Origin of the sequence: Streptomyces sp. NPDC050161 (assembly GCF_044460025.1) — a bacterium.
Taxonomy (GTDB): Bacteria; Actinomycetota; Actinomycetes; order Streptomycetales; family Streptomycetaceae; genus Streptomyces.
Genome location: NZ_JBITJM010000026.1, coordinates 1 through 20265 on the forward strand (window position 1 = coordinate 1; position 20265 = coordinate 20265).

Consider the following 20265-nt stretch of genomic DNA (forward strand, 5'->3'; position numbering starts at 1 on the left):
TTTTTGGTGGTGTGGGGGGCGGTGTTGGGTGGGGCCGGCGCGGGCGGGGGGGGGGGGGGGGGGGTGTTTGGGGGGGGGGTTGGGGGGGGGGGCCGCCCCCCGCCCCGGGGGGGGGCGCCCACGGCCGTATCCCGGCCCCCCGGGGCACATTCATGGCGATTGCACGCATCCTGGCCGGAAGAGAGCGGAAGGGAGCGGAGTCACCCCGCACGCAGGCGGGGTTCGGGGGGCCCGGCTCCTTATGCTGAATCCATGACCAACTCCGCCCGCTTCGATCGCGGCCACACCGACGACTTGATGTCCTTCCTCGCCGCAAGTCCGTCCCCGTACCACGCGGTGGCGAACGCCGCGGCGCGGCTGGCGGAGGCCGGCTTCCGGCAGGTGGCGGAGACGGACGCCTGGGACGGCAGCAGCGGCGGCAAGTTCGTCCTGCGGGGCGGCGCGATCATCGCCTGGTACGTCCCGGAGGGCGCGGGCCCGGCGACGCCGTACCGGATCGTGGGGGCGCACACCGACTCCCCCAATCTGCGGGTCAAGCCGGTCCCCGACACCGGCGCGAACGGCTGGCGGCAGATCGCCGTCGAGGTCTACGGCGGCACCCTGCTCAACACCTGGCTCGACCGCGACCTGGGCCTGAGCGGCCGGGTGACCCTGCGGGACGGCAGACACCACCTGGTGCACGTCGACCGGGCGCTGCTGCGGGTGCCGCAGCTCGCCGTGCACCTCGACCGCTCGGTCAACACCGACGGTCTGAAGCTGGACAAGCAGCGCCACATGACGCCGATTTGGGGCCTGGGCAAGGTCGCCGAGGGCGATCTGATCGCCTTCGTGGCCGAGGAGATCGGCGTCGCCCCCGAGGACGTACGCGGCTGGGACCTGATGGTGCACAGCATCGAGCCGCCCGCCTACCTGGGGCGCGAGCGCGAGCTGCTCGCCGGGCCCCGGATGGACAACCTCCTCTCCGTGCACGCCGGTACGGCCGCGCTCGTCGCGGCGTCCGGCGGGGGCGGCGACCTGACGGCCATTCCGGTCCTGGCCGCCTTCGACCACGAGGAGAACGGCAGCCAGTCGGACACCGGCGCCGACGGCCCGCTGCTCGGCACGGTCCTGGAGCGTTCGGTCTTCGCCCGCGGCGGCTCGTACGAGGACCGGGCGCGGGCGCTCGCGGGTACCCTCTGCCTGTCGTCCGACACCGGGCACGCCGTACATCCCAACTACAGTGAGCGGCACGAGCCAGGGCACCACCCGATGCCCAACGGCGGTCCGATCCTGAAGGTGAACGTCAACCAGAGATATGCCACCGACGGCAGCGGGCGCGCGGTCTTCGCCGACGCCTGCGAGCGGGCCGGCGTTCCCTGGCAGGCGTTCGTCTCACACAACGCGATGCCGTGCGGCACGACGATCGGGCCGATCACCGCGGCCCGGCACGGCATCAGCACCGTCGACATCGGCGTCGCGATCCTCTCCATGCACTCGGCCCGCGAACTGTGCGGCGCCGAAGACCCGTATCTGCTGGCGAACGCCCTGACGGCCTTCCTGGAGGGCTGAGTTGGACTTCTCACTGCTGGGCCCGATCGCCGTCACGTCCGGCTCCGGCGAGCTGTCGCTCGGGCCCGCGAAACGGCGCAGTGTGCTGGCGCTGCTCCTGTTGCAGCCCAACACCACCGTCCCCCTGGAGCAGCTGATCGACTCCCTGTGGGAGGACGAGCCGCCCGAACACGCCCGTACGGTCGTCCAGGGCCATGTCTCGCGGCTGCGCGCGACGCTCGCCGAGGGCGGCGCCGACGCGTACGGCATCGAGCTGGCCACCCACGGATCGGCCTATCTCCTGCGGCTGCCCGAGGAGTTGATCGACGCCCACAGGTTCGGTGAACTGGTCGCGCTGGCGCGGCCCGAGGAGGCACCGGCCGACGCCGTACCGCTGCTGCGCGAGGCGCTGGGGCTGTGGCGCGGCCCGGCGCTGACCGGCACGGTCACCAGCCCGCCGTTCGCCGCCGCCGCCCATGCCCTGGAGGAGCGCAGGCTGACCGCGGTCGAGGCGCTGGGCCGCGCGCACGGCACGCTCGGCGAGCACGAACAGGCCGCGGCCATCCTCTACTCGGCCGCCGTCAACCACCCGCTGCGGGAAGGGCTGATCGCCGGCCTGATGGGGGCGCTGTTCCGTACCGGGCGGCAGTCCGACGCGCTGGAGTGGTTCCACCGCACCCGGCGGCTGCTCAACGAAGAGCTGGGTGTCGACCCCGGCGAGCGGCTGCGCGACGCGTACGAGGAGATCCTGCGGGCCGAGGCCGCCGACCGGCGCGAGGCGGGCTCCGCCGCGCGCGGCACCCAGCAGCGGAGCACCGGTGGCACCGCGGGAGCGGCGGCCGGCGAGGAGCGGGTGCCCGCACAGGGCGGCCCGGCCGATTCCGGCGCCCGCGGGCGCACGCCCGCCGCGCCCCGGCTGCTGCCCAGGCCGCCGGCCCGCTTCCTGGGCCGCCAGGACCAACTCGCCGCGCTGACGGGCGCTTTGACGGACCGTTCGACGGGCGAGAGTCCGCTGGCGGTGGTCGCGGGCCCGGCAGGCGTCGGCAAGACCGCCTGCGCCGTGCAGTGGGCGCACCAGTACGCGGGGGCGTTCCCCGACGGGCAGCTCTTCGCCGATCTGCGCGGCTTCGGGGAGGGCGACGAGGCGGCGCCCGCCGAGATCCTGCGGGACTTCCTGCTGGCGCTCGGCACACCCCAGGAGCGGGTGCCGACCTCGGCGCAGGCAGCGTCCGCGCTGTTCCGCTCCCTGGTCGCCGACCGCAGGCTGCTGGTCGTCCTGGACAACGCCCGCAGCTCGGCGCAGGTCAGGCCGCTGCTGCCCGGCGGCCTGAGCTGCGCCACCGTCGTCACCAGCCGCAGCAGGCTCGACGGCCTGGTCGCCACCGACTGCGCCCGCCCGGTGAGCCTCCAGGCGCTCGGCCACGCGGAGGGCGCGGCGCTGCTCGGCGCCATGCTCGGGGCGGAGCGCGTCGCCGAGGACCCGGCGGCTGCCCGGGAACTCGTCGCGCTGTGCGACGGGCTGCCGCTGGCGCTGCGGGCCGCCGCGGCCCAGCTGATGGCCAGGCCGCGCTGGCGGCTGGCCCGGCTGGCCGCCGCGCTGCGTGACGAACAGCGGCGGCTGGCCCTGCTGTCGGCCGAGGACACCGGTATCGCCGCCGCGCTGCGGATGTCCGTCGCCCGGCTGTCGGCCGACGACGCCCGGCTGCTGAGCGCCCTGGCCACCAGCGCCGACGGGCACCTGAACGCCTCGGTGGCGGCGGCGCTGGCCGGCTACGACCCGGAGCGCACCCAGGACGGCCTGGACCGGCTCGCCGACATGCACCTGGTGGACGAGGAAGCCACCGACGTCTACACGATCAGCGCTCTCACCCAGCTGTTCGCGCGGGACGAGAAGGACCATTCGGGAGACACGGACGGCGGCGGGGGCCCCGGCGGTACCGGCTGAGCGGAGTGGGCGGGGCATGGCGGGGCCGGGCGATGCGTTAGGCGTCCGTTAGTGGCACGGCAGCGGCGGGCGGCAGTGTGGTGGCACAGCAGGACGCGCCCCCAACGGGAGAGACCTCATGCCCCGCACCGCACGCACCCCCGACGCGGCAGCCCGCCGCGGCAACGGCCGGAGCGCCGCCCGGCGTCGCACCCTGCGGATCGCGGCGGCCGGTCTGACCGCCGTTGCCGCGCTCACCCTCACCGCCTGCGGCGGCAACGGCGATTCCCTCAAGACGCACGACGCCAAGCACTTCGACCCCGCGCCGCAGGACGCCGAGGACCCGGCGGCCGGGAACGGCGGGACGGCGCCGAGCGGGGCGGGCGCGTCGGACGGCAAGGGCGGCGGCGGCAAGCCGTCCGGGCAGTCGTCCCCCGAGCCCGGCGGCCACAAGACCGGTCCGGACGCCGCGAAGGACACCGCCGCGAATTCCGGCAGCGGCGGCGCCGACACCGGCGGCCACCAGCCCTGCGACGCCTCCCGTCTGCACGTCACCGCAGCGCCGCTCACCCGGCCGGTCAACCACCTGATGCTGGAGGCCAAGAACACCTCGGGCAGCACCTGCGACCTGTACGCGTACCCGTTCCTGCGGTTCGACGACGATCAGGCGCCCGTCGCCTCCTTCGACGACAGCAAGCCGCAGGCGGTCGTCAGCCTCGCCCCCGGCGAGTCCGGCTACGCCGGGGTGCTGACCTCATCGGCCGACGGCGGCGGCGCGCACGGCCACACGAGGACCTCCCTGTCGGTCCTCCTGGCCGGCCGCGACGGGCAGGGCAGCTCGGGCGGCGCCGCGCAGGTCGGGCTGCCGGGCGGCTCGGCGTACATCGACGACAGCGCCTGGGTCACGTACTGGCAGTCGGACCTCGCCGACGCCACCCAGTGGTAGCCCACGACGGCTGCCCCACCGAACCAGGGCGCCCGCATCCCCCAGCGGGCGCCCTGCCGCACCTCCCCCTGCGGCAGATGCCCGCCCCCGACGTCCCGTCATGTCCCACGCGGCGCCCTCCGCTGTCCCGCGCCTGATCCACGCTCAGGTCGTTCGTGCAGGTCACAGCCCTGGAACGGGCGTGACTTCGTCCCACGGGACGGATCCCGCCCGGATCGGCCCGCCGTCGGCCCGACGATGGTGACCGCCGTCGGGGCCGACCACCCGGCGGCTTCTCGACCGCTCGTACACCGCGTACGAACAGCGCGGCGGCCACGGCACCGACCACCGGAGCCTGGCCTACGGACTGCCGGGCGACGACGCCGCGTTCACGCCGTACCGCCCGGTGGCGTTCGGGGACTGATTCCCGGCCCTTCGGGGCGCGCATTCTTCACGGTTCGGTCCGCGTGCGGTCCGGATCGTGTCACGAGGGGCACTTCCGTCACAGGGGAGCGGAAGTGCCTCTCGCGCGCGTATGCCCACTGTGCTGGAATGCGGGACGTGCCTGGCCACCAGAACCACGCCGCGAACTCCCGCCGCAAACCGCTCGCCCCGCTGCCCGCCGAACTGTCGGGGCCGATACGGGAGTTCGTCTCCGCGCTGCGGCGGATGCACGGTGAACTGGGCTACAGCCTCAAGGACATGGAGAAGCGGCTGCCCGCCAGCCGCTCCTCCCTCTCGCGGTACCTGCGCGGCCAGAGCCTGCCCGACGAACGGCTGCTCGTGCAGTGGTGCAAGCTCTCGTTCACCGGCGAGGACCGGCTGCCCGCCCTCGTCGAACTGCTGCACCGCGCCCACGAGGCGAACGAGACGCCCCCGGCGCAGGCTCCCGCGGGGGAGCACGGCGACGGAGCGGGCGAGGGGCCCGTCCCGGTGGCGCAGTCGACCGCGGAGCCGGACACCACGACCGCCGCGGACCCGGCGGCTGCCGTCCCGGGCCGCCGCCGGCTGCACCTGGCGCTCGCCGGCCTCGGTACCGCCGTGGTCCTGGCCGCCGCCGCGGTGGCCGTCACGACGCTCACCGGCACCTCGGCGGACGCACCCGAAGGGTCAGGGGGCGCGGCGCCCGCGGTCACCGGCACCGCCCGTTTCACGGTCAACAACGTCGAGCTGGCCTGCCGGCACAGCCGCAGCCCGAACTGCGGGCTCGGTCTGGCCCGCGACCCGTACGTGCCCTACGGCCGCGCCAACGTCGTCGGACACGTCTGGCACGGCGACGTGCTGCACGCCCGCTGCCGGATCGCCGACGGCGTCTCGGTCACCGACGAGGTGGGCGGGCACAGCAGCATCTGGCTGCGCGTCGAGCACACGGGCGGCGAGGCGTGGATGCCGGGAATCCGCGTCCGTCCCGAGCAGCTGGAGAACACCGAGCTGCCGGTCTGCCCGCACTGATGGCGACATTTCCGGGCGGGCGGCGCACGCCCCGTCCGCCCGGTTCCCCGCTCCGCCGGGTCCGCCCTGGCGCATCGGACGCGAGTCGCTATCGTGGCGATGCCATGACACAGACGCTCAGCTGATCGCAGCAACTCACTGGGGGAACCACCGATGACCGCACACCGCTCCCGCCGCCGTTCCGCCGCGTATGCCGCGCTGGCCCTCGGGCTGTGCGGCACGCTCGCACTGACGGGCTGCAACAGCCACTCGAAGAAGTCGAAGAAGCACTCCTCGTCGTCCAGCCACAAGAGCAAGAAGCACAAGATCGCCGCCGCTGGTGGTGCGGCGGCAGCGGGCGCCGGCGCGGGTGCCGCGGCGCACCGGATCAGGGACTGCCGTCCCGACAACTACAAGATCCGGTTCGCCCAGCAGTCGGGCCCGCAGGGCTATGTGACGGTCACCTTCTTCAACTCGTCGAGCACCACCTGCCGGCTGCACAACGCGCCCCGGCTGCGCTTCGACAACGCCGCGAAGCCGCTGCCGCTGCTCCAGGGCGAGCCGGGCCTCATGGACGACACCAAGGTCGACGTCCCCTCGAAGGGCAAGGCGTACGCGGTCATTCCGACCGGTACCGCCGCCGCCAAGGGCACCCGGAAGAAGACCGCGCACATCGAGTTCATGACCAACCGCTCGGACATGACCATCGGGCAGACCGACTTCCCCTTCGACGAGAAGAACGATCACATCTCCGTCGGCACCACCAAGGTCACCAACTGGAACGGGCTGCTGTCCGGCGCCAAGCTGGCGGCCAAGATCCGGACCGACAGCTGACCAACAGCCGCTGAACGGCGGCGGTTTCACGTGAAACCGCCGCCGTGGGCTATCCGGCGTCCAGCCCCGCGAGCACCAGCCCCAGCCGGGCCTGTCCGCCCGCGGTGACCGTGACCGGCACACCCCAGTCCTGCTGGTGCACATGGCAGGCCGGGTACTCGATCTCCGGGTCGTCGTCGCAGGACGCGGCCATCGCCGAGACGTGCAGCACGCCTTCGGTCACGCCGTCGGCGAGCACCAGATCGCGCGCCAGGTCGGTGCCCGCGCCGGAGCCGTCGGCCAGCAGCTCCGGCGGCGTCGCGCTGACCAGCAGCCGGGTCGACGGGCCGTAGCGGGTGTCCAGCTTCTGTCCCGCGGGGGCCTGGAAGACCACGTCGAGCCGCAGGGCGCCCGGCGCGATCTCGGTGGCCGCGCGCTGGGTGCGGTGGGCGACCGACTCGACGCGGACCGCCTCATCGGGGAGGCGCAGCCGGGTCAGACGGTGCCGTGCCGACTCCACCACGACGATGTCGTCGTCGGCGAGCACCGCGTCCGACGGCTCGCGCAGGTCCGTCGCGAGCGTGCTCACCTCACCGCTCGCGGGGTCGAAGCGGCGCAGCGCGTGGTTGTACGTGTCGGCGACGGCCACCGAGCCGTCGGGCAGCGCCGTGACCCCCAACGGGTGCTGGAGCAGCGCCTGTTCGGCGGCACCGTCGCGGTGCCCGAAGTCGAACAGTCCGGTGCCGACGGCGGTACGCACCACATATCCGGCGTCGTCCCCGGCGGCGCGCTCCACCCAGCGCACCGCGCTGGTCTCCGAGTCGGCGACCCACAGCCGGTCGCCGCCGGCCGCGAGCCCGGAGGGCTGCGCGAACCACGCCTCGGCGGCCGGCCCGTCGACCAGGCCCTCGTTGGTGGTGCCCGCCGCGACCTCGACCGTGCCGGTCGCCGGGTCGTACGTCCACAGCTGGTGGACACCGGCCATCGCGATCCACAGCCGGTCCTGCCACCAGGCGACGTCCCAGGGCGAGGAGAGGTCGGTCTCCAGGGCCGGGCCCGCGGTGGGCGAGCCCTGCCACCACTGCTTGCCGGTGCCTGCCACCGTCTCCAGCGTGCCGCTCTCGGGGTCGAACACCCGGATCGCGTGATTCACCGTGTCCGCCACGGCGACCTTGCCGTCGGGCAGCAGCGCCAGGCCCTGCGGCTCGTTGAGAGCACCGGCGGCCAGGCCCCGCTCGCCGGACCCGATCCGGCGCAGCACCCGCTCGCCGTCGTCGGACAGCTCCACGAGCTGGTGCCGGGTGGTGTCCGAGACGAGGAAGGTGCCGGACGGCAGGCGCAGCGCCTTGCCGGGGAAGCGCAGGTCACCGGCGACCGGCTCCGGCGGTACGTACGGGCCGTCGCCGCGGCGCAGCGTCCCCTTCGCCGTGTGTTCCGCCTCCAGCTCGTCGACCAGCGTCTCGATGGCGTGGGCGTGGCCCTCACCGGCGTGCTGGGCGACGACATAGCCTTCGGGGTCGATGACGACGAGGGTCGGCCAGGCCCGCACCGCGTACTGCTTCCAGGTGGCCAGCTCGGGGTCGTCGAGCACCGGGTGTTCGACGCCGTACCGCTCGACGGCGTCCACGACGGCCTGGTGCTCCGCTTCGTGCACGAACTTGGGCGAGTGCACGCCGATGATCACGACGGTGTCGCGGTGGCGTTCCTCCAGCTCGCGCAGCTCGTCCAGAACATGCAGACAGTTCACACAGCAAAAGGTCCAGAAATCGAGGACGACGATGCGTCCTCGCAGGTCGGAGAGGGTGAGGTCGGTATCGCCCGTGTTCAGCCAGCCGCCCTTGCCGGTCAGTTCGGGGGCGCGGACGCGTGCACGTGAAGCCATGTCCACATTCAACGTCACCCCGGTGCGTACGCATTCCGCCGGGGTGCTGGGGAACACGTCACCCATGCAGCAATACCCCGGGCATCACTCCCCGCACTCGCGCAAGTACCTCGTCCGTGACCGGATCTTCGGTATCGGTGACGACTACTGGATCGAGGACGACCACGGGCGGCACGCCTTTCTCGTGGACGGGAAGGCGCTGCGGCTGCGGGAGACCTTCGAGCTGAAGGACACCGACGGCCGGGTGCTGATCACCATCCGCAAGAAGGTGCTGAGCCTGCGCGACGCGATGACCATCGAGCGGGACGACCGGACGCTGGCCGTCATCAAGCGCAAGCGGCTCTCGCTGCTGCGCCACCACTACCGCGTCGAGCTGGCGGACGGCACCGAGCTGGACGTCAGCGGCAAGATCCTCGACCGGGAGTTCGCGGTGGAGTACGAAGGCGAACTGCTCGCCGAGATCTCCCGGCGCTGGCTGACGCTGCGCGACACCTACGGCATCAACGTCGTCCGGGAGGACGCGGATCCGGCGCTGCTGATCGCCATCGCGGTGTGCGTGATCAGGATGGCGGAGCGGGAGCGGGGCGAGAACTGACGTCGGCCGGCGGCGGGCCGCGCCCCGGATCGCGGGGCCTCCTCCACTCGTCCGCGACCGGCCCAAACGGCCTGCACGCGCCGGGAATTGACCGTTTGCGGAGGGTATGCGCCGTTCTGGAGCGAGGCGGGCGGGCACAGTACCACCGCTCAAGGTCTCAGGCCGGGCCGCCGCCGGAAATCCACCTACGATGGTCATCCGAAAGCACTGCCGGGGTGCCCGTGCGCAGCGTAACTTAACTGCCAGACAGCAGCCCGCGTACGAACCGTCCGAGGGGTCACGTGACCGTCCATCCCAGCCTTCAGTCCTCCATCGATGCCTGGACGCACTCCATAGAAGCGGTAGTCGAGCTGGTGACACCGCTCGTCGAAAGCGAATGGAGCAGGGCAACGGACCTCCCAGGGTGGTCCGTTCGCGATGTCGTCTCCCACATCATCGGCCTGGAAAGCGAGATGCTCGGCGACCCGCGGCCGATCCACTCGCTGCCGCGCGACCTCTACCACGTGCGCAGCGAGTCGGCCCGCCGCATGGAGGTCCAGGTCGATGTCCGCCGGCACCACACCGCGCCGGAAATGCTCTCCGAACTGGAATACATCGTCATCCGGCGCTCCCGGCAGCTGCGCAACGAGAGCCGGCAGCCGGACGCGGTGATCCGCAGCCCGCTCGATGAGGACAGATCGCTCGATTTCGTGCTGCAACAGCGGGCGTTCGACGTCTGGGTGCACGAGCAGGATCTGCGCCGCGCACTGGGCAAGCCGGGCAATCTCGACTCGCCCGGTGCGTATGTGGCCCGCGATCTGCTGGTGAAGTCGCTGCCCGGGATCGTCGCCAAGCGGGCGCAGGCGCCTGCCGACTCGGCGGTGGTCTTCGATGTGGCGGGCGCTGTGGAGTTCATGCGCACGGTCCGCGTCGACGCCGCGGGCAACGGCACGGTCAACGGCAGCGTCTCGCTCGGCCCGACGGTGACCCTCGCGCTGGACTGGGACATCTTCGCCCGGCTGGCCTGCGGCCGGGTCAGGCCCGCCGCCGTCGCCGACCAGATCAAGATCGACGGGGACCGCGAACTGGCCGACGTGATCCTGGACCACTTCGCCGTCACACCGTAGGCAGCACGGCGGGCCGTCGGCACAGGGCACGACGGGGACCATGCGCACGGGGACGACGAAAGGCCCGAGGGCAGCGGCGGCTGGATCCCCGCCCCCTGTCGGCCGTCGGCCACGCACGCCGATGACGCCGTTTCACGTGAAACGCCACCCGGCGATCCGCCCGGTCAACTGGCCGTTCCTGTAGAGACGTTGGCGCCCCGCAGCGGGTGCCCCATGGAATGCGGGGCGCGGGCTGCGAGGCGCCAGGGAGACGGCGTCGGCGATGCGGTCCATCACGGCGGTGGTGAGCGGGCGGAGCGACCGGGACGCGGCTGATCCCGGCCCGCCCCGACCCTGCGAGAAGCCGCCGCCCCGCCGCCGTCCGGTCCTCAGGCGGGGACGTGGACGGCCTCGACCCGGCTCACCACAAGCCGCTCCTGCTCGCGGCGTACCGCGCGTCTGCGCAGCCGCAGGATCTGCGAGACGCCGATCGCCTCCAGGACGAAGACCGAGGCGAAGGCGATCCGGTAGTTGTCGCCGGTCGCGTCCAGCAGCACGCCGACGGCCAGCAGCGTCGTCATCGAGGCGGTGAAGCCGCCCATGTTGACGATGCCGGACGCGGTGCCCTGACGCTCGGGCGGGTTGGCCGGGCGGGCGAAGTCGAAGCCGATCATCGAGGCGGGGCCGCACGCCCCCAGCACCAGACACAGCACGATCAGCAGCGGCATCGGCGCGTGCGCGGCGGGCCAGAACACGGTGAGCGCCCACAGCGCGGCGGTGACCGCGGTGGTGCCGAACGCCAGCGGCAGCCGCGCCGCGTGATGGCGGGCGATGACCTGCCCGTAGACCAGGCCGACGGCCATGTTGGAGAGCACGATGAGGGTGAGCAGTTCGCCCGCGGTGCCCCGGGACAGGCCCTGCGCCTCGACGAGGTACGGCAGCCCCCACAGCAGCAGGAAGAACATCGCGGGGAACTGCGTCGTGAAGTGGATCCACATGCCGAGCCGGGTGCCGGGCTCGCGCCAGGCGTCCGCGATCTGCCGGCGGATGAAGGCGATGCCGGTGTGCCCGGAGGGAGCCGGCGGCGGCTCGAAGCCCTCGGGGTGGTCCTTGAGGAAGACCAGCAGCACGACGAGGACGACGACGCCGCCCAGCGCGCTGGCGGCGAAGGTGGGAGTCCAGCCGAAGGAGTGCAGCAGCCGGGCCAGCACCAGGGTGGAGACGAGGTTGCCCGCCATCCCGACCAGCGCGGCGATCTGCGCGATCAGCGGACCGCGGCGGGCCGGGAACCACCGGGCGCCCAGCCGCAGCACGCTGATGAACGTCATCGCGTCACCGCAGCCGAGCAGCGCACGCGAGCCGAGCGCCATGCCGTACGAGCTGGAGAACGCGAAGCCGAACTGGCCGATGGTGTAGAGCACCGCGCCGATGGCCAGCACCTTCTTGGCGCCGAGCCGGTCGACCAGGAGGCCGACGGGTATCTGCATGCCGGCGTAGACCAGCAGCTGGAGGATCGAGAAGGTGGACAGGGCCGAGGCGTTGATGTGAAAGCGCTCGGCCGCGTCCAGACCGGCCACGCCCAGGCTCGTCCGGTAGGTGATCGCCACGAAGTAGACGGCGACGCCGATGCCCCAGACGGCCATGGCCTTGCCGCCGCCGGGCGGATCGCCGCCCAGGGTGCGGGCCGGGGAGTTGCCGACGCCGGTGGTGCCGCTCATCGGTCGTCCCCCTGCGCGAGGTTGCGGACCCAGCTGACGTGCCGGTGCAGGGCGCCGGTGGCCGCTTCGGCGTCACCGGCCCGCAGGGCGTCGAGGATCTCGGCGTGCTCGGTGATGTTCTTGGCGATCCGGTCGGGGTGGGCGTGCATCACCGCGACACCCATCCGCAGCTGCCGGTCCCGCAGCTGCTCGTAGAGCCGGTCGAGGATCTGGTTGCCCGCGCTGCGCACAAGGGCGGCGTGGAAGCAGCGGTCGGCGACGGAGACGGCGGCCAGGTCACCCGCCGCGGCCTGCTCCTGCATGGTTTCCAGGTGCTCGGCCAGCTCGGCGAGGAGCGCCTTGGACGCCGGCACCGCCTTGGCCGCCGCGTGCTTCTCCACCAGCAGCCGGGTCTCGACCACATCGGCGATCTCCTGCGCGGAGACCGGCAGCACCAGCGCGCCCTTCTTCGGGTAGAGCTTGATCAGCCCTTCGACCTCAAGGCGCAGCAGCGCCTCCCGCACCGGTGTCCGCGATACGCCGACGGCCTCGGCCAGCTCGCCTTCCGTGAGCAGCATGCCGCCCTCGTAGCGACGCTGGAGCACGGCGTCCTTGACGTGGGTGTAGACCCGCTCGGCGGCCGGTGGCTGCTTGGTGGGGGCGGTCCCGGTGCGCTGCCGGGACGGGACGGTGGGCGCAGACGCTGGTGGCATGCGCACAGGATAGATACAACAGGTATACGAACGCCTGTGCTTTCCACCATGCGGACGGAGGAAGCGTGCGGAGTGGGCGCGGGAGGTGGCACGGGCCGGGACCGCGGAGTCCCGGCCCTGCCAGGTCTCAGGCCCGCATCAGACCCTGGGCCACGAGCCGGTCCACAACCTGGGAGTGCGCGGGCGCACAGCGCTCCCGCGCCTCCTGGCGGTCGAACCAGGCGTACTCGGCGATCTCCCGGCCGGGCACCGGCTCGATGTCCTGCGGGCCGCCGGTGAAACAGGTCATGTGCAGACGGCGGCCGTTCTGTCCGTGCGCGACGTCGTGGATGACGAACGCCTCCGCCAGCCCGCCGGCCGGAACCGTGAGGCCCAGTTCCTCGGCCAGCTCGCGGGAGAGCGCCTCGGGCGCGGTCTCCCCCTCCTCGTACTTGCCGCCCGGCAGATAGAACGTGTCGTTGCCGCGTGTGCGGACGCTCAGCAGCCGCCCGTCGCGCAGGTGCAGCCAGCCCACCGAGCGCAGCGGCGCCGTACGGTCCAGCGCGATCAGCACCTCGCCGGTCTCCTCGTCCACCCGGCGGGCCCGCTCGGTGAAGCCGAGGCCGTCGTAGAACCTGCGGGAGCGCTCGTTGCGCGCGAAGACTTCGAGGGTGAGCGCGCCGTGCAGCGAGGCGGCGTGCTCGACCAGGGCCCGGCCGGTGCCGCGGCCCTGCGCCTCGGGGGCGACGAACAGGCCGCCGATCTCCGGTCCGAGCAGCCCCAGCAGACCGACGACGGTGCCCTCGCGTTCGGCCACCCAGTTGTCCGCCGTGACCAGGTACACCTCCCGCAGGATGCGGGCCCGTTCGCCTTCGCCCTCACCCGGGATGAAGGGGTGGGCCTGGCGTACCGCCCGCGACCACAGGTCGGTGACGGCCGCCTCGTCGGCTGGCCGATAAGGCCGGATGATCATGTCGCTGCTCATGCCGCCGACGCTAAACAGCGCTGACGGCAGCGGCAAATCCTTTCCGGTCGCACCCCACGGCGGCCGGGCCCGCCCGCCCCTCGTATGCCGGAAGGGGGACAGCCGGTACGTCTCAAGTCGGAGCCGAATCCGTACCTGACGCGTACGAACCCGCGAGGATTCCATGGGTGAATAGAGGTGCGGAGCCGGACCGGCTCCGGCACCGGAGGGGGAGAAACACCATGCAGCCCAGGACGACCGCCGGCCGCCGCACCCGGAACACCGTTGTGGTGGCACTGCTCGTTGCCGCTGTCTGGGCCGGCACCAGCCTGGCCCGCAGCGCCGCGCACGCCGACCCGTCGGCACCGACGGGCCCGGTCGCGCACTTCAGCCGCGCCGTGGAGCTCATCCGCGGCTGACACCCGCCGATCGAAGGGAACGGCCCGTGACCGCAGTTGCGATCACGGGCCGTCCTCTTCCGTCCCGGGCACTAGCCCCAGGTCATCAGCCGCTTCGGCTTCTCCAGGATGCCCGCGATGTCGGCGAGGAGCTTGGAGCCCAACTCACCGTCGATCAGGCGGTGATCGAACGACAGGGCAAGCGTGGTGACCTGACGGGGCTTGACCTTGCCCTTGTGCACCCACGGCTGGAGCTTGACCGCGCCGAAGGCGAGGATCGCCGACTCCCCCGGGTTGAGGATCGGCGTACCGGTGTCGACGCCGAAGACGCCGACGTTGGTGATCGTGACCGTGCCGCCGGACATCGCGGCCGGCGAGGTCTTGCCCTCGCGGGCGGTGGCGACCAACGCGCTCAGTTCCTCGGCGAGTTGGGGCAGCGTCTTGACGCCGGCGTCCTTGATGTTCGGGACGATCAGCCCGCGCGGGGTCGCCGCGGCGATCCCGAGGTTGACGTAGTCCTTCTGCACGATCTCCTGGTGCTCCTCGTCCCAGGACGCGTTGGCCTCCGGGTGGCGCTTGAGGGCGACCAGGAGTGCCTTGGCGACGAAGAGCAGCGGGTTGACGCGCAGGCCCGCCATGTCCGGGTCCTGCTTGAGCTCCTGAACGAGCTTCATGGTGCGGGTGACGTCGACGGTGATGAACTCCGTGACGTGCGGCGCGGTGAAGGCCGAGGCGACCATCGCCTGCGCGGTGGCCTTGCGCACGCCCTTGACCGGGATGCGGGTCTCGCGTGCGGACGCCTCGACCGTGCCGACGGCCGCCGGTGCGGCTTCCTCGGGCGCGACGGCGGTTTCACGTGAAACCGGCGCGGCGGCGGACGCCGCGGCGTGCACGTCCTCCCGGGTCACGACACCGTCGGCACCCGTCGGCACCACGGCGGCCAGGTCGATGCCGAGGTCCTTGGCGAGCTTGCGCACCGGCGGCTTGGCCAGCGGGCGGCCCGCCGACGGCACGGCGGGCGCCACCGGCTCCGGAGCGGGTGCGGTCCGCCCGTTCAGCTCGGCCTGAAGGCCCGCGGTCACCGGCTCCTGCTGGGCCGGAACCCCCGGCTGCGCCTTGCGCGGCCGGCGCTTGGTCGACGACGGAGCGGCGCCGTAGCCGACGAGCACGGCCTGCCGGCCCTGCGGCTCGGCCTCTTCCTCGGGCGCGGCCGGAGCCTCCGCCGGGGCGGGCGCACCGACGGGGCCCGCGCCCGGGTCGGTGTCCACCGAAATGATGACGGTGCCGACGTCGACGGTGCTGCCCTCATCGAAGTTCAGCGTGTGCACCACCCCGTCGTAGGGGATGGGCAGTTCGACGGCGGCCTTGGCGGTCTCGACCTCGCAGACGACCTGGCCGTCGGCGACGGTGTCGCCCGGCTGGACGTACCACTTGAGAATCTCGGCCTCGGTGAGTCCCTCGCCCACGTCGGGCATCTTGAACTCGCGGAAACGCTGTGCCTGGGCGGCGGTTGCAGTCATGGTCACGGCTCTCCTCAAACCCCTCAGTACGCCAGCGCGCGGTCGACGGCGTCGAGCACCCGGTCAAGGCCCGGGAGGTACTCGTCCTCCAGCCGGGACGGCGGATACGGGGAGTGGAAGCCGCCGACCCGCAGGACCGGGGCCTCCAGGTGGTAGAAGCAGCGCTCCGTGATGCGGGCGGCGATCTCGGCGCCGAGACCGAGGAAGACCGGAGCTTCGTGTACGAGCACCAGACGGCGGGTCTTCTCCACCGACGCCTGGACGGTGTCGAAGTCGACGGGGGAGAGCGAGCGCAGGTCGACGACCTCGACGGACTTGCCCTCCTCGGCCGCGACCTTGGCGACGTCCGTACAGACCTTCACCATCGGCCCGTAGGCGGCGAGCGTGAGGTCCGAACCGGCCTGGGTGACCCGGGCCTTGTGCAGCGGGTCCGGGATCGCCTCGGTGTCCAGGCGCGACTTGTCGTGGTAGCGGCGCTTGGGCTCGAAGTAGATGACCGGGTCGTCACCCGCGATGGCCTGCTGGAGCATCCAGTAGGCGTCGGACGCGTTCGAAGGCGTCACGCACTTGAGCCCTGCGACGTGCGCGAACAGCGCCTCGGGGGACTCGGAGTGGTGCTCGACCGCGCCGATGCCGCCCGCGTACGGGATGCGGATGACGACGGGCACCTTGACCTTGCCCAGCGCGCGGGCGTGCATCTTCGCGAGCTGGGTGACGATCTGGTCGTAGGCGGGGAAGACGAAACCGTCGAACTGGATCTCCACGACCGGGCGGTAGCCACGCAGGGCCATGCCGATCGCGGTGCCGACGATGCCGGACTCGGCGAGCGGGGTGTCGATCACCCGGTCCTCGCCGAAGTCCTTCTGAAGGCCGTCGGTGACGCGGAAGACGCCGCCGAGCTTGCCGACGTCCTCACCCATCACGAGGACCTTGGGGTCGGCCTCCATGGAGGCCCGCAACGAGGCGTTGATCGCCTTGGCGATGGTGATCTTCTCGTGGACGGCCATGATCAGTTCTCCTCCGCGGCGGCATCGGCGTCGGCGAACGACGCCTGGTACGCGGCGAACTGCGCGCGCTCCTCATCGACGAGCGCGTGCCCGTCGGCATAGACGTTCTCGAAGATCGCCATGGTGTCCGGGTCGGGCATTGCCCGTACGGCGTCGCGGACCCGCTTGCCCAGGGCGTCGCTCTCCTCCTCGATCCCGGCGAGGTAGGCGTCGTCGACGAGACCCTCGGTCTCCAGGTACGTCCGCAGCCGCAGGATCGGGTCCTTGGCCTCCCAGGCCAGCGTCTCCTCGTCGGCCCGGTACTTCGTCGGGTCGTCGGACGTGGTGTGCGCGCCCATCCGGTAGGTGAACGCCTCGACCAGCATCGGTCCCTGGCCGGTGCGGGCCCGCTCCAGGGCGGCCTTGGTCACCGCCAGACAGGCCAGCACGTCGTTGCCGTCGACGCGGACGCCGGGGAAGCCGAATCCGCGGGCACGCTGGTAGAGCGGCACCCGGGTCTGCTTCTCGGTGGGCTCGGAAATCGCCCACTGATTGTTCTGGCAGAAGAAGACGACCGGGGCGTTGTAGACCGCGGAGAAGGTGAAGGATTCGGCGACATCTCCCTGGCTGGAGGCGCCGTCACCGAAATAGGCGATGACCGCGGAATCCGCGCCGTCCTTCTGCACACCCATCGCATAACCGGTCGCGTGCAGCGTCTGCGCGCCGATGACAATCGTGTAGAGGTGGAAGTTGTTGCTGTTGGGATCCCAGCCGCCGTGGTTGACGCCACGGAACATGCCCAGCAGATTCGTCGGGTCGACGCCACGGCACCAGGCCACGCCGTGCTCGCGGTAGGTCGGGAAGACGTAGTCGTCGTCCCGCAGAGCGCGGCCCGAGCCGATCTGGGCGGCCTCCTGGCCGAGCAGCGAGGCCCACAGACCCAACTCGCCCTGGCGCTGGAGCGTGGTGGCCTCGGCGTCGAACTTCCGCGTCAGCACCATGTCGCGGTAGAGACCGCGCAGTTCGTCGGGGGACAGATCGATCGCATAGTCCGGGTGCTCGACCCGCTTTCCCTCGGGAGTCAGCAGTTGAACGAGCTGATCCCTTTCCGCCTGGTCAGCGGCCTTGGCCTTGGCCGGTGACGCCTTTTTGGCGGTGGTGCGCTTGCTGCCGCTGCGGGTGGTTTTCCGCTGGGCAGTGCCTTCCACGGTCACGTGCTGCTCCTCCGTCTGTCCGGCCCCCGGGGTCCGCCGGTGGCCGTATTGCGGCTCACCCGGTATCCGATACGGCGCACGGGGTGTGTGCGAACGCGGCCTGATCCGGGTGGAACAAAGCGCCCCGGAAGGTGGCCTGCTCATTGCACGTTACCTATTGTCAAAGCCTAAGTGGAAACGGCCCTGACCTGCGATTTTGCTTGGATTTCCAAGTAAATCGCCAAGGCTGGGAACAACTCCTGGTCACAGCGTTGCAGGCCGCCGGGACAACGGCACGTTATATCGGTGACCTGGAGCACGGGAAGAGTCCATGTGTGAGACTGGGGCCGTGCGCGAAGACGGAAAAATCACGGTATTCCTGCTCGATGATCACGAAGTGGTGCGGCGGGGCGTCCACGAAATGCTGGCGGTCGAGGACGACATCGAAGTGGTCGGTGAAGCAGGCACCGCCGCAGATGCCCTGGTCAGGATCCCGGCGACGCGTCCGGATGTAGCCGTACTCGATGTCCGGCTACCGGACGGCAGCGGCGTCGAGGTCTGCCGCGAGATCCGGGCGCAGAACGAGGACATCGCCTGCCTGATGCTCACCTCGTTCGCGGACGACGAGGCCCTTTTCGATGCGATCATGGCCGGTGCGGCCGGATATGTCCTCAAAGCCATCCGCGGCAACGAGCTGCTGGCCGCCGTCCGTGACGTCGCGGCCGGAAAGTCACTGCTCGACCCCGTGGCCACCGCCCGCGTTCTCGAACGGCTGCGCGGCGGCGCCGACAAGGGTGACGACAAGCTGGCGAGCCTCACCGACCAGGAACGCAAGATCCTCGACCTGATCGGCGAGGGCCTGACCAACCGCGCCATCGGCGAACGGCTTCACCTCGCCGAGAAGACGATCAAGAATTACGTCTCCAGCCTGCTCTCCAAGCTCGGCATGGCCCGCCGCTCCCAAGCCGCCGCCTACGTCGCCCGGATGCAGGCCGAGCGCCGCTGACCCCCACCGGGACGGCGCCCGCACCCCGGCCCGCCGTCCCGGATTCCGGCGCGCCAATCGGGACCAACGTCCCGGATTCTCGGGGCTGCTGCCTCTACTGACGGCCGGTTGCCATGGGCACGCTGGCAGCATGCCCACCGACGACCACCGCGCGATCGAACTGCTCAGCCGCACCCCGTACGGACGGGTGTCGGCCAGCCGGCGGGCACTGCCCTTCACCACCGTCACCCGGCATCTCGTCACCGACGGCCGGCTGATCCTGCGGCTGCACCGCGGTTACGGCTACCACCACGCGCTGGACGGCAGCGTCGTCGCGTACGAGGCGGACAACGTCGACAGTGGCGCCTGCGACGCCTGGTCCGTGCAGTGCACCGGCACCGCCAGGGTCATCGAGCCCGCGCCGGCCGAACGCGAGCGCTTCGGCCGCACCCCGCGGCTGGCCGACGGCGTGCCGTTCGACCCGGTGTTCCTGCGCATCGAGCCGGAATTCATGACGATGCACCACCTGGCGGACGTACCGGTCTTCCGATACGCCCACTAGTCCCCTGGCCAGTGATCTAACATCTGGCGCGTGCTGCGCTCATCTGTAGTCCGGACGGCGGTCGCGCCCGACGGACCCACCCTCGACTCGTTACTGCACCACTACGTCGACGCAGGGGAGCCGCTCTCCTGCGAACCCGTCGCCGAGGGGCTGCTCAACCGCGGATACGTTCTGGTCACCACCCACGGCCGGTTCTTCCTCAAGCACCACCTCGACGGCGACCGCACCGGCATCGCGCGCCAACACCGCGCCACCCGCAGGCTCGCCGCGCTCGGCCTGCCCCTCGCCCCGCCGCGCGCCCGCGCCGACGGCCGCACGGTCACCGTCCTGGACGGCCGCTGCTACGCCCTGCATCCGTGGGTCGAGGGCGAACACCTCGGCGGCGCCGCGCTCAGCCCCGGCCAGTCCCGGCACCTCGGCGCGCTGCTCGGCCTCGTCCACACCGCCCTGGAACAGGTCATGCGGACCGGCTCCGCACCACGGCGCACGCCGCGTCCGCAGCGCAGCGCGGAGCCCGCGCGGACCTTCGAGATGATCGACGAACTGCTGGCCATGGCCCGCGGCACCCGCCCGCGCACCAGCTTCGACGAACTGGCCGAACACCGGCTGCGGGAGCGCCGGACGCTGCTGGCGCGCCATGCCCACCGGCGTCCCGCGGACCCCGCCGCAGCCGCCACCGGCTGGGTGCACGGCGACTTCCACCCGCTGAACGTCCTCTACCGGGACGCCGAACCCGCCGCGATCGTGGACTGGGACCGGCTGAGCGTGCAGCCCCGCGCGGAGGAGGCGGTGCGCGCCGCGGCGATCTTCTTCGTGCGTCCCGGCGGGACGCTGGACCTGGCGAAGGTGGCGGCGTACGCGGGCGCCTACCGCAGCGCGCGCGGCGCGGATGCCGGCGAGCTGGCCGCGGCCGTCCACCGGGTGTGGTGGGAGCGGCTGAACGACTTCTGGATGCTCACCTGGCGCTACCGGCTGGGCGACCGGCGCACCGATCCGCAGTTCCCCGCCGCCTCCGCGCTGGCCGTGTGGTGGACGCGCGAATACGAGGCGGTACGGGACGCGTTCACCGGGTGAACCGCGGGGCGG

General features: G+C 71.9%; 18 protein-coding genes. 11 read left to right on the forward strand and 7 right to left on the reverse strand.

What is annotated here, in order from left to right; genetic code table 11:
* The first annotated feature begins 252 nt into the window (after positions 1 to 252).
* From ACIBK8_RS31115 to ACIBK8_RS31135, 5 genes are all read left to right on the forward strand, one after another.
* Positions 253 to 1548 carry a M18 family aminopeptidase gene (locus ACIBK8_RS31115; RefSeq protein WP_399045525.1) on the forward strand — a complete coding sequence of 432 codons (1296 nt, stop codon included), beginning with the start codon at positions 253 to 255 and terminating at the stop codon, positions 1546 to 1548.
* Between the two features lies 1 nt (position 1549).
* Positions 1550 to 3472 (forward strand): BTAD domain-containing putative transcriptional regulator, encoded by a 1923-nt coding sequence (locus ACIBK8_RS31120; protein ID WP_399045526.1) that lies wholly within the window; start codon positions 1550 to 1552, stop codon positions 3470 to 3472.
* A gap of 118 nt (positions 3473 to 3590) precedes the next feature.
* A complete protein-coding gene (locus tag ACIBK8_RS31125; RefSeq protein WP_399045528.1) occupies positions 3591 to 4397 on the forward strand; it encodes a DUF4232 domain-containing protein in 807 nt (268 codons plus the stop codon).
* 531 nt (positions 4398 to 4928) lie between these two features.
* On the forward strand, positions 4929 to 5828 hold the full coding sequence (locus ACIBK8_RS31130; RefSeq protein ID WP_399045530.1) for a helix-turn-helix domain-containing protein: 900 nt from the start codon (positions 4929 to 4931) through the stop codon (positions 5826 to 5828).
* Between the two features lie 153 nt (positions 5829 to 5981).
* The gene (locus ACIBK8_RS31135; RefSeq protein WP_399045532.1) at positions 5982 to 6641 is read left to right on the forward strand and encodes a DUF4232 domain-containing protein; all 660 of its coding nucleotides are present in this window, start codon (positions 5982 to 5984) and stop codon (positions 6639 to 6641) included.
* Positions 6642 to 6690: 49 nt separating this feature from the next.
* On the opposite strand, the gene ACIBK8_RS31140 is transcribed toward ACIBK8_RS31135, so the two are convergent.
* Positions 6691 to 8502 carry an NHL domain-containing thioredoxin family protein gene (locus ACIBK8_RS31140; RefSeq protein ID WP_399045534.1) on the reverse strand — a complete coding sequence of 604 codons (1812 nt, stop codon included), beginning with the start codon at positions 8500 to 8502 and terminating at the stop codon, positions 6691 to 6693.
* Between the two features lie 64 nt (positions 8503 to 8566).
* Between ACIBK8_RS31140 and ACIBK8_RS31145 the strand changes: the two genes are divergently transcribed.
* Together ACIBK8_RS31145 and ACIBK8_RS31150 are read left to right on the forward strand one after the other, a co-directional pair.
* Positions 8567 to 9097 (forward strand): LURP-one-related/scramblase family protein, encoded by a 531-nt coding sequence (locus ACIBK8_RS31145; protein ID WP_399045680.1) that lies wholly within the window; start codon positions 8567 to 8569, stop codon positions 9095 to 9097.
* A 281-nt stretch (positions 9098 to 9378) separates the two neighbouring features.
* Complete coding sequence (locus ACIBK8_RS31150) at positions 9379 to 10203, forward strand: maleylpyruvate isomerase family mycothiol-dependent enzyme (protein WP_399045536.1); 825 nt, start codon at positions 9379 to 9381, stop codon at positions 10201 to 10203.
* A gap of 368 nt (positions 10204 to 10571) precedes the next feature.
* Here the strand turns inward: ACIBK8_RS31150 and ACIBK8_RS31155 are convergent, their stop codons facing one another.
* The 3 genes from ACIBK8_RS31155 to ACIBK8_RS31165 all read right to left on the reverse strand — a co-directional run bounded on the left by ACIBK8_RS31155 (position 10572) and on the right by ACIBK8_RS31165 (position 13556).
* Positions 10572 to 11900 (reverse strand): nitrate/nitrite transporter, encoded by a 1329-nt coding sequence (locus ACIBK8_RS31155; protein ID WP_399045538.1) that lies wholly within the window; start codon positions 11898 to 11900, stop codon positions 10572 to 10574.
* Positions 11897 to 12592 (reverse strand): GntR family transcriptional regulator, encoded by a 696-nt coding sequence (locus ACIBK8_RS31160; RefSeq protein WP_399045540.1) that lies wholly within the window; start codon positions 12590 to 12592, stop codon positions 11897 to 11899. Before ACIBK8_RS31160 ends, ACIBK8_RS31155 begins: the two co-directional genes overlap by 4 nt.
* Positions 12593 to 12719: 127 nt before the next feature.
* Entirely contained in the window at positions 12720 to 13556 is an 837-nt protein-coding gene (locus tag ACIBK8_RS31165; protein WP_399045542.1) for a GNAT family N-acetyltransferase, read from the reverse strand.
* 221 nt (positions 13557 to 13777) lie between these two features.
* Between ACIBK8_RS31165 and ACIBK8_RS31170 the strand changes: the two genes are divergently transcribed.
* Positions 13778 to 13954 (forward strand): hypothetical protein, encoded by a 177-nt coding sequence (locus ACIBK8_RS31170; RefSeq protein WP_393684282.1) that lies wholly within the window; start codon positions 13778 to 13780, stop codon positions 13952 to 13954.
* Positions 13955 to 14025: 71 nt separating this feature from the next.
* On the opposite strand, the gene ACIBK8_RS31175 is transcribed toward ACIBK8_RS31170, so the two are convergent.
* The 3 genes from ACIBK8_RS31175 to pdhA are packed head-to-tail and all read right to left on the reverse strand — an operon-like array spanning position 14026 to position 17653.
* On the reverse strand, positions 14026 to 15453 hold the full coding sequence (locus tag ACIBK8_RS31175; RefSeq protein WP_399045543.1) for a dihydrolipoamide acetyltransferase family protein: 1428 nt from the start codon (positions 15451 to 15453) through the stop codon (positions 14026 to 14028).
* Positions 15454 to 15476: 23 nt separating this feature from the next.
* A complete protein-coding gene (locus ACIBK8_RS31180; protein WP_393684285.1) occupies positions 15477 to 16460 on the reverse strand; it encodes an alpha-ketoacid dehydrogenase subunit beta in 984 nt (327 codons plus the stop codon).
* Between the two features lie 2 nt (positions 16461 to 16462).
* Positions 16463 to 17653, reverse strand: a complete 1191-nt coding sequence (gene pdhA / locus ACIBK8_RS31185) for a pyruvate dehydrogenase (acetyl-transferring) E1 component subunit alpha (protein WP_399045545.1) — start codon at positions 17651 to 17653, stop codon at positions 16463 to 16465.
* Between the two features lie 328 nt (positions 17654 to 17981).
* Here pdhA and ACIBK8_RS31190 point away from each other — a divergent pair, with 328 nt between their 5' ends.
* The 3 genes from ACIBK8_RS31190 (at position 17982) to ACIBK8_RS31200 (ending at position 20253) form a co-directional block, all read left to right on the forward strand.
* On the forward strand, positions 17982 to 18638 hold the full coding sequence (locus ACIBK8_RS31190) for a response regulator (RefSeq protein WP_393684288.1): 657 nt from the start codon (positions 17982 to 17984) through the stop codon (positions 18636 to 18638).
* A gap of 130 nt (positions 18639 to 18768) precedes the next feature.
* Positions 18769 to 19179, forward strand: coding sequence for a pyridoxamine 5'-phosphate oxidase family protein (locus tag ACIBK8_RS31195; protein ID WP_399045548.1), 411 nt, complete (start codon positions 18769 to 18771; stop codon positions 19177 to 19179).
* 30 nt (positions 19180 to 19209) lie between these two features.
* A complete protein-coding gene (locus ACIBK8_RS31200) occupies positions 19210 to 20253 on the forward strand; it encodes a phosphotransferase (protein WP_399045550.1) in 1044 nt (347 codons plus the stop codon).
* The last annotated feature ends 12 nt before the right edge of the window (positions 20254 to 20265 follow it).